Origin of the sequence: Parabacteroides sp. D25 (genome assembly GCF_000307475.1) — a bacterium.
GTDB classification, from domain to species: Bacteria; Bacteroidota; Bacteroidia; order Bacteroidales; family Tannerellaceae; genus Parabacteroides; species Parabacteroides distasonis.
This window is the reverse complement of the sequence record NZ_JH976501.1, coordinates 631,954-645,757: the sequence shown is the minus strand read 5'-3', so window position 1 is coordinate 645,757 and position 13,804 is coordinate 631,954. Positions and strand designations below refer to the sequence as shown.

Below are 13,804 nucleotides of genomic sequence, written 5' to 3'. Positions count from 1 at the left end.
GATAATAGCGGCACATGGGTACATTTGAAGGATATGTAGGGATTCGTTTGTGGGACGGACAATTGGTGGACGATGTGGTCTTTAGCCTTTTGTTCGTCTTATTTATGTGTTTTGCGTTGGTGTTCCGTACCAATTATCGTTTATTCCTGAAGATGATGCGTGATGTGGTATATGTGAAAGAACGTCAAAATTTATTTGAGGTAACGAGGGGGAGCGAATGGCTCTTCCGGAATTTCATGACGTTTCAAGCCTTGTTTCTTTGTAGCGTTTGTCTTTTTGCTATCGCTAAGGCATATGGGTATTTCAACCATTTGCTAGAAAATACGGTGTTGATATCTATTGGGTTGATAATGATGGTATTGATGCTGTTTTATTGGTGTAAGCGCTGTTTCTATTATTTATTGGGGGTTGTTTTTACGGACGCTCCGAAATACAAGTTTTGGAAGACTAATTATAACGCTATTATAGGAGCGTGGGGGATCTGTTTATACATTCCGGCACTTTGGTTGGTATTCGTGGGGAGCAGTATACAAATTCCTGTTTTGTTGTTTGTATTTTTTTATATTCTGTGTCGTTTTGTGATAATTTATAAGACCATACGGATATTTCACAGGAAAAATAGCAGTTTTTTATATATTAGTTTGTACCTTTGCGGCCAAGAAATATTGCCTTTAGTTTTTCTGTATGAAGGCATTATTTATTTGTATAACTTTATCGAGTCAAGTACTCTATGGCATTGAATATTAAAAAATTATTGGTATCACAACCGAAGCCTGCATCGGAGAAATCACCATATTTCGATATTGCAGAAAAATACGGTGTGGAAATAGATTTCCGCCCGTTCATCAAGGTTGAACCTTTATCTTCCAAGGAGTTCAGGCAGCAACGAATCTCGGTTTTGGATCATACCGCCGTTATTTTTACGGCTCGTACGGCTATCGATCATTTCTTTCATTTATGCGAGGAATTGCGTGTGGCTATCCCGGAAACGATGAAGTATTTCTGTATGACAGAGGCGATCGCTGTTTATCTCCAGAAGTATATCGTTTATAGAAAACGTAAGATTTTTTATGGTCAGACCGGTAAGGCAGATGATTTGGTGACTGTTATCGCCAAACATGCGAAGGAGAAATACCTAGTACCTGTTTCCGATGTACATAAAGATGATCTATTCGCTTTGTTAGATGCGAAGAAAATCAACTATACGAAAGCGGTGATGTTCCGTACGGTGAGCAATGATTTCGCGAAGGACGAGAAATTCGATTATGATATGTTGGTTTTCTTTAGTCCGTCGGGTATCTCTTCTTTATTGAAGAACTTCCCGGATTTCAAACAAGACGATATAAAGATCGGCTGTTTTGGCCCTACTACGGCAAAGGCTGTTAAAGATGCGGGTCTGCGTTTGGACGTTGAGGCTCCCACGGTGGAAGCCCCTTCTATGACTGCTGCTTTGGATTTATATCTGAAAAAACAGCAAGACGGTAAAAAATAATGACGACAAAAAGGTATACCCTTTCAAAAGAAGAACGCCTGTCGTGGAAACGTTACATTGACCTATTATTCGAAAAAGGACAATCGTTCGTGGCGTTTCCACTGCGGGTCGTTTATTTACCGATGGAGGAAGAGATGCCTGCCCGTGCTTCCTTCTTAGTGAGTGTACCGAAGAAAAGATTTAAGAGAGCCGTAAAACGTAACTTGATCAAACGACAGGTACGTGAGGCTTACCGGGTTCGTAAATATGATTTACTGGAACCGTTGGAAGCGAAGAATAAGGGCATGTTAATCGCTTTCCTGTACCTCGATAAAGAGATCCATCCGTACGCTGTGATGGAAAAGGCAATGAAGAAAGCGATCCATATCCTTCGGGATAAAGAATAATGAGACGCTTTTTTACCACATTACTCTTATTGCCGGTTTATTTCTACAAATATTGTATCTCTCCTATGACACCGGCTTCGTGCAGGTATACGCCCACTTGTTCCGAATATGCGGTGCAAGCCTTGAAGAAATATGGCCCTGTGAAAGGATTGTATCTTGCGGTTAAACGAATACTTCGTTGCCATCCTTGGGGTGGGAGCGGTTATGATCCGGTTCCGTAACGCCATGGGTTATTATGATATACATACGCATCAGATGCCTTTCCATAAGGAGGATATCGCGATTATAAATAGGATCGTGAGTCCAATGGGTGATATGCAGCCGGGTTCACTTCCTGATACGGTTATTCGCTCATATGGTATTCATCCGTGGTATATATATAATGTAAAGGAGCAGATAGATCTACTTAGGGTATTGGTGTCTGGTTCGGGAGTCGTGGCGATCGGAGAGGCTGGACTTGATACACTGGCCGAATCTCCAATGGATTTGCAAAAAGAGGTGTTTCTGGCACAAGCCAATTTAGCGGAGGAAACACATAAGCCATTAATCATCCATTGCGTAAAAGCGTGGGCGGATCTCATTGCCTGTAAAAAGGCCGTGAAACCGGAGATGCCTTGGATTATCCATGGCTTTCGAGGTAATGGTGAACTTGCCTCCCAATTGGTTCGCTTGGGGTTTTATCTCTCTTTTGGAGATCGTTTTAATCCGTCGGCTTTGCGTGCCGCATGGCCTGATTTCCTTTTCTTGGAGACCGATGATAAATCGATTGATATCCGCGGGGTCTACCAAAATGTAGCGGAAGCGTTGGATATTCCGGAAGAAAAGCTGCGGATTCAAATCGCTAAAAACGTTTCTATCTTCCACCTAAACGGATAATTATCAATTATCAATTTTCGATTCTCAATTAAAAAGTCGTACCTTTGCCTCGTATGAGATAAAGTGACAAATATATTAATGTAATACGATATAAATTAATACGATGAATTTTGTAGAAGAATTAAGATGGAGGGGCATGATCGCTGATATGATGCCCGGGACGGAAGAGCAATTGCAGAAAGAGTTGACATCGGCCTATGTGGGGATTGACCCAACGGCAGACTCTTTGCATATCGGACACTTAGTAAGTGTGATGATGCTGAAGCATTTCCAACGTGCCGGTCATCGTCCTATCGCTTTAGTGGGTGGCGCTACCGGTATGATCGGTGACCCGTCTATGAAGTCTGCCGAGCGTAATTTGCTGGACGAGGCTACTCTTCGTCACAATCAGGATTGCATCAAGAAACAATTGGCTAAGTTCCTTGATTTTGACTCCGACGCTCCTAATGCCGCTAAGTTGGTGAACAACTATGACTGGATGAAGGGTTATTCTTTCTTGAATTTTATCCGTGATATCGGTAAGCATATTACCGTGAACTACATGATGGCTAAGGATTCAGTGAAGAAACGTTTGAGCCGCGAATCTAGTGTAGGTATGTCTTTCACCGAGTTTTCTTATCAATTGCTACAAGGCTACGATTATTTGTATTTGTATGAGCATGAGGGTTGCCGTCTACAGATGGGTGGTACCGATCAATGGGGTAATATCACGACTGGTACGGAATTGATCCGTCGTACGTTGGGAGGGGAGGCTTATGCCTTGACTTGCCCGTTGATCACGAAGGCCGACGGTGGTAAGTTCGGAAAGACGGAATCCGGTAATATCTGGTTGGATCGTCGCTATACTTCTCCGTATAAATTCTATCAATTCTGGTTGAACGTAAGCGACGCTGACGCCGCCAAGTATATCAAGATCTTCACGGACTTGAGCCAAGAAGAGATCGCCGCTTTGGAGGCGGAGCAAGAGGCCGCTCCTCATTTGCGTCCGTTGCAGAAACGTTTGGCGAAAGAAGTGACTGTTATGGTTCACTCTTTGGAAGATTATGAGGCCGCTGTCGAGGCTTCCAATATCTTGTTTGGTAACTCCACTCACGAGGCTTTGTTGAAATTGGATGAGGACACATTACTAGCCGTATTCGAGGGTGTTCCTCATTTCGATATCTCCCGTGATGAATTGGCCGCAGGAATCAAGGCTGTTGATTTGTGTACTGAAAAAGCCGCTATCTTCCCTTCAAAAGGTGAGATGCGTAAATTGGTACAAAGTGGTGGCGTAAGTTTTAACAAAGAGAAATTAGCGGAGGTTGATACTGTAATCGACTGTTCCTCACTGCTTGACGATAAGTATTTATTGGTTCAAAGAGGTAAGAAAAATTATTATTTGTTGATCGCAAAGTAAAAAAATAATCAAAAAAATTTGCAAGGTAAGATTTTATTCTTACCTTTGCATCGCTTTAGTAAAGCAATCGGATTGTCTCATGGTGTAATGGTAGCACTACAGTTTTTGGTTCTGTCTGTCGAGGTTCGAATCCTCGTGAGACAACTCAACAATCCAGAGAGAGATGTCAATTTTGACATCTCTTTTTTTATTATATAATGCCCTAGCGGATATAAGCAAGTAGGGGTCATGATCTCTTAATAAACCCTAAATGCGAATTTATTCAATCTGCTTCTTTAGGCATACTTCACTCTTTTTTTCTCTTCATCATAAAATAGATATTTACATCACATCCATTGGAAGAAACAATTAATATACGATCTCTATTTAAACAGATTGCGAATGATGACCCAAGGGCTTTCCAACTGTTTTTTGATTATACCTATATGAAATTGTATAGATACACAAGCTATTTTCTTGTGGAGAAAGGTGTATGTAAAGATGTGATTTCTGATGTTTATTTGTATTTGTGGCAAAACCGAAAGCAATTGCCAGAAATACAGAATTATGAGAACTATCTATTTATCTGTGCCCGGAATCATGCTCTTAAATATAAGAGTGAGAGCGATAAGTACCAGAAAATACGGTTGGAAGACGCTGATTTAGGAGGTCTGTCTGAGAAATCAACACCGGAACAAGAGATCTTGGACAATGAATTAAAGAAAATCATTGAGTTAGCGATAAACTCTTTGCCTGAGAAGTGTCGTTTAATTTTCTTTATGGTGAGAGAAGAAAATATGACCTACAAGGAAGTGGCTCAGATCCTTTCGATATCGGATCGGACGGTACACGCACAGATGTGCATAGCAATAAGGAAAATTGGAATAGTCATACAGGAGTATCGCACAGGTAAAAAAATTAAATGAAATATGAAGGTTAAGGTTGAAAAAGAATGGCAAAAACTAGCAAGTCTATTAAACCGGGAAAACGATGATCTTCCATCTGATGCGCTAGATGTGCTGGATGAGGAGAAAAAAAAGATTTTCAAGATAATAGATCATATCTCGCTTGACTGTGATTATGGGCATGCCTCAGAAATAAAAGAAGGTGTGCGGGAGGAGCTATATCATAAGATGTTTAAGGATAAGGGAAGTAAGCAGGGTTCCATAAAAAATATATATCTGTTTTTGTCTATAGCGGCCAGTATCACTTTATTAATAGGCTTTTTTCTCTTTGAATCGATAAAACCTCGGTCTGATGTAAAAGAGGAATGGATTGTTTTTAATTCTCAAAATGGCGTATCTGAAGTGGTATTGCCAGATAGTTCTGTGGTAACCCTTAATCATGGGAGCAGGCTTTCTTATTCTACGGATTATAATAAAAGTTCCCGTGATGTGAGACTGGTAGGAGAAGCTTGTTTTCAGGTTGCATGTAATGAACATGTCCCGTTTATTGTCAAAACGAGGCAAATAGATGTTAAGGTATTAGGGACTGTTTTTAATGTATCGGCTTATGGAGAGGAAGAAGAGGTAGTGACAAGCTTGATATCCGGATCTGTCGAGATAAAGAATAATATGGATAATAAACATTATCATCTTACGCCTAGTACCTCTGCTGTATATGATAAGAACACGAAGGTGGTTCAGTTAGAGCCATTCGAAAGGGAATATGCTATAGGATGGACTGAGGGGAAATTGTTTTTTAAGAAGAAATCGTTCGGTAATATTTGTAAGAGTTTGGAAAGAAAGTTCAATTGTAAGATCACGATTGAGAAGGTTGGTTTGGAACATAAGGTATTTACCGGTAAGTTTATTAATAATGAAACGCTTCCACAAATTTTCAATATAATACGGATTAATGTACCTTTTCAATATACAATAGTTGATAATCAAGTAACAATTTATTAAAAGAATACGATTCAATGAATAGCATGAAAACACATTCTCTATTTTTTCTTTTATTTTGGATGATTAGTCATTCTATGGTCGCTCAAAAAAGGCAAGTTGTCGATGGGTATCCGATCGCTAACTTTGCGTTAACTGTTAATGCCTCAGTATCTGGAGACTTCTTCGGACAGATTATGCAAAATCCCGGGACATTAGGGGATTGGTTAACTAACAGAGGTGCCGTAATGTTCTCGATTGAGAAAGATGGTAGGCGACAGTTATTTTCTGAATTTCCTAAAAAGAATATCATAAGGGAATTTCCGTTTGTAAAAAATGATTATAAAGGATCGTCCCTCACAAAAGTGACTTTTACTACAGAGGCTTTTTGCCCATTGGGGGTTAATGATGCGGAAACTTCTGCTCTCCCTGTTTTGATGTTAGAGATTTGTTGTTCTAATCCGACTTCTAAAGAAGAGCATTTTACACTGGTCGCTCAACCGGACGAGAATTTAGCGAAAGATATGAGCTTCAGTGAGAATGATGAATATACGGGCATTAGTAACAAAAATAATTGCCAAATTACGACTGATCAAACCGAAAGTTTGTGGGCTGGACAAAAACTTTCTATCCCAGTTTCTTTGTTGGCTGGCGAGAAAAAGAAAATCAAGGTCTTATTTACTTTTCGGGATGATAACTGGATCAGTAGTATTAATTTCCGGACACTTGATGATCTTTCGGCCTATGCATATAAAATGTGGTCGGCTTTTAAAGATAAAACAACAGCTTTTAGTTTAGCGATTCCCAAAACAGGCGATAAAGAATTGGATACTTACGTGCGATGGTATATGATTCCGGGCGTATCACTTACGAAATGGACAAAAAAAGGGGAACTTGTTACAATGGGATATCGTGAGTTAAATCAACGCGATAGTTATTGGACAAGTTGGCTGCATTTGGTATTTTATAAAGATTTAGAGAGAAAGATGATTGAGGAAAGTATCGAGTGGCAACAACCGTCCGGGAAGATTCCGACTACGATCCTTCCTCTAATTGAGCGGGAGGATGATTTGGATATCAATGCTTTCTTTATTTTGCGTATTGCTAGATTCTATCGGTATTATCATAATAAACAAGACTTGATCAACTACTGGCCAGCTATGAAAAATGCCATGAACTGGTTGATTTCTAGAGATACGGATAAGATTGGACTTCCTGCTCAGGTTTCTTTTTGGGGAGATTGGAAAGATGTGAAGGGGATCGAGGGAAGAAAATATTCTCCTTTTACCTGTTTGATTTATTTATCTGCTTTAAAGGAAATGGTTTATTTGGCGGAAGAGTGTGGTGATCAAGCGGGAGCTAACTATTACCAATCTGCCTATCAAAAAGGATATAAGACTATGAATAAAGATGTAAGAGAAGGAGGCTTGTGGAATGGAAACTATTATTGTCAGATATGGAAAGATGGGAGCGTAAATGATAGGATTTTACAGGATCAAACGATCGGTATCTTATTTGATGTTGTTCCCCGGGAACGAGCCTTGAAAATCATAGAGACTTTAAATACGAAAAGTATGACACCTTACGGGATTGCCGAGACTTTTCCTTATTATGATGATAGTTTTGGTTATCCTTCGGCTACTTATCACAATGGAGGTGTATGGCCGTGGGTAAGTTTTATGGACTGTTGGGCACGTATTAATATGGGACAACAAGAGGAAGCTATTGATATTATTAAGAAAGTAGGACGTGCGGATTTAGTAAACTCAGGGGATTGGTCACCTAATGAACATATAAATAGTCTGACAGGAGAGAATTTAGGTTATCATATCCAAGGCTGGAATACCGGTTTGTTTGGCTTAGTTTATTTCGGTTTGGTTAATACAGAGATCATGTACTGATTTTTTTTAATTTTCTTTTAGGCGTATCGAATCCTTTTTGTCTCTTTACTATGAATGGAGATAACAATATTCTGAGTGACCTTAAATAGAAAGATCCGGATCTAATATTAAATAAGTCAATGAGAGGAATGGAATTATCAAAAGCATAATTAATAAATTAAATCATTAACAAATGAAAAAACATTTCTTCAAGGTATTTATGCTAAGTCTGGGGTTAACCGGGGCAACGTCGATGTTCGCCGCTAGCTATATGGATACGGCTGCAATCAACCTCAATTTGCGAAATGTAACGATTGAACAGGCATTTAAGGCGATTGAGGAGCAAAGTGAATTTTCTTTCTTTTATAATGAGGAGGAAGTAAGCTCGGACCAAAGGATTAGTATCCATGTTAAGGATAAGGGAATTACGGAGGTATTAAACCAATTATTAAATCGTAATGATATCGCTTATAAGATAACGGACCGGCATATTGTTCTTTATCGAAAAACGGATAAGGCAGAAACAAACCAGTCCTCCCAGATTTCACAAAAACATATTACAGTCAAAGGTGTCGTGACTGATGAAAATGGTTTGCCGATCATCGGGGTTACTATCATTACCGCTTCTAAAAATGGTACGACCACCGATATAGATGGCAATTATACTTTAGAGGCAACGGAGGGGGAATTAATAACATTCTCCTATATCGGATACTCAGAGCAATCGGTGGAAGCTAAATCACAGTTGAATATCCAATTGAAACCGACTTCTATCGGTTTGGATGAGGTAACGGTTGTCGCTATCGGTTATGGTGTTTCTCGTAAATCGGATTTAACAGGCTCTATCGCTTCTGTTTCGGCCAAGGATTTTAAGCAAGGCGTGATTTCTTCTGCGGAGCAGTTGTTACAAGGTAAGGTCGCTGGTTTGGTAGTCTCACAAGGTGGTGGTGATCCGACGAAAAGTTCTTCCATGCGTTTACGTGGGGGTACCTCTTTGTCTGCCAGTAATGCGCCACTGGTTGTGGTGGATGGTATTCCCGGGGTTGATCTCAGTACGGTCCAACCCAATGAAATCCTGTCTATGGATGTACTGAAAGATGCCTCGGCTACGGCTATTTATGGTTCACGCGGAGCGAATGGTGTGATTATCGTTACGACCAATCGAGAGAAAAAAGGGCGTAGTATTGAATACAATGGATATGTAGCGATAGGAAAGAGCGCTAATAATTTGGATGTATTGACTGCTGGAGAATGGCGTCAATATGTAAGTGATCATAATTTGACCGATGCCGTAGATTATGGTGCCAATACCGATTGGCAGAAAGCGATCCAGCAAACCGCTATTTCTCATTCCCATACGCTTTCCTTCTCTTCCGGTGGAGAAGATAATGGGCTACGTGCATCCGTGAATTATTTAAGGAACGAGGGTATTATTAAGTTTAGTGATTTGGATCGTATGAGTGCTAGTTTGACCGCTTATCAATATGGACTTAATAACCGGTTGAAAGTTGAGTTGAGTTTACAGGCTAATGCAGATAAACGGCATAATGTGGATAAGGGCATTTATAGTACGATTTATAATATGAACCCGACAGCCCCTATTTATGATGAGAATGGGAATTATTTGGAGCAGGTCGGTGGACGATTGACTGAAAATAATCCGGTGGAGAGCCATACGGAACGAAATGATGAGACAACCCGTAAGCATTTACTCGGTTACGGTAAGGTAGAACTATCCATTATTGACGGACTGAAAGCAACCACCAATTTATCTTATGAATATAATTCAAATCAAGATTATTATTACCGTCCGTCTTATGTTTATAAAGTTACAGATGGTGGATACGCTAAGAGATATAACGAGGAATATACGAATAAGCAGTTAGAGGTTTTTTTAAACTATGACAAGACATTCAATAAGATACATCGTATAGGCGCTATGGTTGGTTATTCTTATCTGGATTATTCGTTTGAGACTCTGAAAGCCGAAAGACGAAAATTCGACACGGATGATTTTTTATGGAATAATTTGGGAGCGGGGCAGGATAACCGATTGGAGGACGTAGCATCTTCTAAGAGCCAAGCGAAATTGATCTCATTCTTTGCCCGTGCTAATTATACGTTGAAAGACCGATATATGCTTACGGCCACGATTCGTCGTGACGGTTCCTCACGTTTCGGTACTAATCATAAATGGGGTACATTCCCGTCTGTATCGGCAGCTTGGCGTATTTCGGAGGAAGCTTTTATGGAGGACTTACAGAGTTGGGTCGCTAATTTAAAGTTACGTGCCGGTTATGGTGTGACGGGAAATCAATCCGGGATCGGAGAATATAAATCGGCTATGCTGATGGGTACGGGAGGCGGTGCTTATTTTGATAGCGAGAGTAATTCTTGGAAACAATCGTATGGGGTTACTCAGAACCCGAACCCGGATCTGAAATGGGAATCTACCGCCCAAACGAATGTGGGTGTCGATATGTTCTTGTTCAATCGTTTAAACTTAACGTTCGATTGGTATTTGAAAAAGACTAGTGATTTATTATATACGTATCAAGTACCTAATCCTCCTTATTTGTATTCTAGCATTTTAGCGAATGTAGGTGATTTGACCAATAAGGGTGTAGAGTTGACTTTGGGGGCAAACCTTATCAATCATAAGGATTTCACTTGGGACGCTAATTTGACGTTGGCACATAACAAACAGACAATTGATAAACTATCTAATCAAGTTTATCAAACCGATCGAATATTAAGTGGTTCGCTACAAGGTATTTTGGGAATGTCTAATCGTTATTCGCAGGTTATAGAGGAAGGTTATCCTGTAGGAACATTTTATGGGCCTCATTGCGAGGGTATTGTAGATGGTAAATTCGTGTTGGCAAATGATGGAGAAGACGAGATCTTGGGTAACGCCCAACCAAAATTGACGATGGGCTTATCATTTAATTTTACGTATAAAGATTTTGATTTGGGTATCTCTGGTTATGGTATGTATGGTCAGAAGGTACTGAATGTAGCGGGAATGGAAAGAGGTTATACGGCCCATATGCCAAATTATAATATCACTTCCTCTTTCGCTGAAAGTGGTATCTCTGATGAGAATATGCCGGTTTACTCTGATTTCTGGTTGGAAAATGGTTCGTTCTTCCGTTTGCAAAGTGTAACCTTGGGTTATACGCTCCCTGCTCGTCTCCTGAAGAATTTTGGGGTTAACCGTTTACGTTTCTATGCTACAGGAGAGAATTTGTTTGTATTAACTGGTTATACGGGGATAGATCCGGAAGTTAGTACTTCAGATTTAAAGGAAGTTGGACTGGATAAAGGTAATATTTATCCGATGCCGAGGACATTTTCTATCGGTCTTAATCTATCATTCTAATCATTTATAAAAACAGGAGAATTATGAAAATACAATCAATATTAGCGGCTGGGTTACTTATGATGTTTGGGGCGTGTACCGATTTGTCCGAGAATCTGTATGATAAGATAAATGCAAATGAATATGGGCAAACGGACTCGGAAATCGCTTCTATCATGGGACGTGCGTATGCTTCCCTCCGTGGAGGCAGTTTTGATGGTGCGAATGGATATGCTTTTAGTGAGTATGTCTATTTTATTTCGGCGATTAGCTCGGATGAGGCGGTACTTCCGGCTCGGAATGGAGGTGCCGATTGGTATGATGGCGGAAGATATGTTCAGTTGAAACGTCATGAGTGGGATAATCAGAATGTGGCTATCACTGGGGCATGGAGATATTGTTATAATGGAATCTCGACGGTTAATGCTATTATCTCACAAATAGAAGGGTCTTCTTTAAAGGATGAACAGAAAAATAAGATGTTTGCTGAATTACGGGCTATACGTGCTTATTTCTATTACCGCTTGATCGATTGGTTCGGAAATGTACCATTGATTACGGACTATAAGGATCTGACATTACCGACGAACTCAACGAGGGCTGAGATTTTTGATTTTACGGAAAAAGAGTTATTAGCTATTATTGACCAATTGCCTGAATCCGGCTATGGCAAAATGACTAAGAACGCAGGGTATTGTTTATTAGCTCGTTTGTATTTGAATGCCGAGATCTTTTCTGGAAAATCCCGTTGGGAGGATTGCCTTAAAGCTTGTCAGCAAATATCTGGCTCATTGGAAACAAATTATTTTACTAATTTCCAGACAGAGAATGAGGTTTCTAAGGAAATCTTATTAGCTATACCTTATGACCATAAAATGGGTACAAGTGGCAATTTCTTGAATTGGGCCTTAACGCATAATGAGCAAAGATGGGCAATCTCATCAACTGGAGCTTTTGAGGGAGGTGGTAATAGTATTGTGGCTCAACCCGGATTATACTATAGCTTCGATGAGAAAGACATACGCCGTAATACAATGTTGATCGGTGATCAGATCGATCTTCGTACTGGGGAAGTTGTTGATCGAGATCCGAATCAGGAGGGACTTCAACCGTTAAGTTTTACGGATGAGATTGGTGATATCATGGACGCAAAAGATTATGAGGGAGTGCATTGGTGTAAATATGAGCAAAAAGATGGTGAGGAATGGGAACGTGATCATGATTTAGTAGTTATGCGTTATGCGGAGGTGTTATTGATGCAAGTTGAGTGTTATGTGCGCTTAAATCAGCCGGAGAAGGCGCGTCCTTTCTTAGAACAGATTCGTTCCCGTGCCGGTATTACCGGAACCCCAGAAACAATAACCTTACAAACAATTGAGGATGAGTTGAAAAAAGAGTTTGTTTTTGAGGATCATCGCCGTACGGATATGATACGCTTTGGGACTTTCTTTACAGGAACTTGGTGGGAGAAAAATAAAATAACTCCAGCCTATAAAGGAATATTTCCTATTCCAGCGTTAGAAATGCAGAAAAATAATAAATTGCAACAAAATCCGGGATATTGATTCATTTATAGCCTTAAAAGACTATTTGTAAAAGGTCATAAGGATAAAGTCTTTTACACTTTATCCTTATGACCTTTTATTGATGTGATTTTTATACATTTGCGGAAATTCTGTTTTATATCTTAATCTATATTGTTATGTCACGTTCATTTCTTTTGTTTGGTTTTATCCTATATAGTGTTTTCTTGAGCAGTCTGGCGAATGCTAGTGATATCGATTTGTCTGCACCCATGGATAAAGGCGGGTGGAAATTGATATGGAGTGAGGAGTTTGACTATACGGGATTTCCTGATTCTACGAAATGGTCTTATGATACGGAAGGTAATGTATATCAATGGGGAAATAACGAGGCTCAATATTATACATCCGGCAGAAAGGAGAACGCTTGGGTCTCGGATGGGGTATTGAGGATTACGGCCTTGAAAGAACCGATGGAAGGTCGTTCATATACATCGGCTCGTCTGATTACGAAAGGAAAAGGGGATTGGTTGTACGGACGTTTTGAGATTCGGGCGAAACTCCCGACCGGACGAGGGACATGGCCGGCCATCTGGATGCTTCCAACGGATTGGGAATACGGGGATTGGCCAAAAAGCGGGGAAATAGATATTATGGAAAATGTGGGCTATGATCCCGATACGATCGTAGGTTCTTCGCATACGGAAAAATATAATCATGCGATCGGAACTCAAAAAAATGCTAAAATTGCGTGTCCGGATTGTTATAAAGCGTTTCACGTGTATGCCTTGGAATGGGAGGAAGATGAGTACCGGCTTTATGTAGATGATCAATTATACTTTACATTTAAGAACGAGGGGACAGGCTATGAGGTTTGGCCTTACGATAAACGCTTTCATATCTTGCTGAATCTGGCGATCGGTGGGAATTGGGGAGGCCAAAAGGGTATTGATGATTCTCTTTTTCCACATGTGTTTGAGATTGATTATGTGAGAGTTTATAAGAAGTAGGGTGTAACGTGATGTTTT

General features: G+C 40.1%; 12 protein-coding genes. All 12 read left to right on the top strand.

The genetic code is table 11. From position 1 onward, the window contains the following. Positions 1–14: 14 nt before the first annotated feature. The 12 genes from HMPREF0999_RS06035 to HMPREF0999_RS05975 all read left to right on the top strand — a co-directional run bounded on the left by HMPREF0999_RS06035 (position 15) and on the right by HMPREF0999_RS05975 (position 13,786). Positions 15–740 carry a DUF4271 domain-containing protein gene (locus HMPREF0999_RS06035; RefSeq protein ID WP_009275455.1) on the top strand — a complete coding sequence of 242 codons (726 nt, stop codon included), beginning with the start codon at positions 15–17 and terminating at the stop codon, positions 738–740. Continuing rightward, entirely contained in the window at positions 737–1,492 is a 756-nt protein-coding gene (locus tag HMPREF0999_RS06030; protein WP_029257164.1) for a uroporphyrinogen-III synthase, read from the top strand. Before HMPREF0999_RS06035 ends, HMPREF0999_RS06030 begins: the two co-directional genes overlap by 4 nt. Further along, positions 1,492–1,878, top strand: coding sequence for a ribonuclease P protein component (gene rnpA, locus HMPREF0999_RS06025; RefSeq protein WP_009275454.1), 387 nt, complete (start codon positions 1,492–1,494; stop codon positions 1,876–1,878). The genes HMPREF0999_RS06030 and rnpA overlap by 1 nt, the downstream gene beginning before the upstream one ends. Then, positions 1,878–2,099: a membrane protein insertion efficiency factor YidD gene (yidD, locus tag HMPREF0999_RS06020; RefSeq protein WP_005863660.1), complete on the top strand. Its 222-nt coding sequence runs from the start codon at positions 1,878–1,880 to the stop codon at positions 2,097–2,099. The genes rnpA and yidD overlap by 1 nt, the downstream gene beginning before the upstream one ends. Continuing rightward, positions 2,083–2,754: a TatD family hydrolase gene (locus HMPREF0999_RS06015; protein ID WP_009275453.1), complete on the top strand. Its 672-nt coding sequence runs from the start codon at positions 2,083–2,085 to the stop codon at positions 2,752–2,754. Before yidD ends, HMPREF0999_RS06015 begins: the two co-directional genes overlap by 17 nt. Positions 2,755–2,857: 103 nt before the next feature. After that, on the top strand, positions 2,858–4,150 hold the full coding sequence (tyrS, locus tag HMPREF0999_RS06010; RefSeq protein WP_008778966.1) for a tyrosine--tRNA ligase: 1,293 nt from the start codon (positions 2,858–2,860) through the stop codon (positions 4,148–4,150). A gap of 335 nt (positions 4,151–4,485) precedes the next feature. Continuing rightward, entirely contained in the window at positions 4,486–5,055 is a 570-nt protein-coding gene (locus HMPREF0999_RS06000; RefSeq protein WP_010182615.1) for an RNA polymerase sigma-70 factor, read from the top strand. Between the two features lie 3 nt (positions 5,056–5,058). Then, positions 5,059–6,036 carry a FecR family protein gene (locus HMPREF0999_RS05995; RefSeq protein ID WP_009275450.1) on the top strand — a complete coding sequence of 326 codons (978 nt, stop codon included), beginning with the start codon at positions 5,059–5,061 and terminating at the stop codon, positions 6,034–6,036. Between the two features lie 14 nt (positions 6,037–6,050). Beyond that, positions 6,051–7,913 carry a GH116 family glycosyl hydrolase gene (locus tag HMPREF0999_RS05990; protein WP_009275449.1) on the top strand — a complete coding sequence of 621 codons (1,863 nt, stop codon included), beginning with the start codon at positions 6,051–6,053 and terminating at the stop codon, positions 7,911–7,913. A gap of 172 nt (positions 7,914–8,085) precedes the next feature. Then, positions 8,086–11,274: a TonB-dependent receptor gene (locus HMPREF0999_RS05985; protein ID WP_009275448.1), complete on the top strand. Its 3,189-nt coding sequence runs from the start codon at positions 8,086–8,088 to the stop codon at positions 11,272–11,274. A gap of 23 nt (positions 11,275–11,297) precedes the next feature. Next, entirely contained in the window at positions 11,298–12,818 is a 1,521-nt protein-coding gene (locus tag HMPREF0999_RS05980) for a RagB/SusD family nutrient uptake outer membrane protein (protein WP_009275447.1), read from the top strand. Between the two features lie 137 nt (positions 12,819–12,955). Continuing rightward, entirely contained in the window at positions 12,956–13,786 is an 831-nt protein-coding gene (locus HMPREF0999_RS05975; RefSeq protein WP_009275446.1) for a family 16 glycosylhydrolase, read from the top strand. Positions 13,787–13,804: the final 18 nt, after the last annotated feature.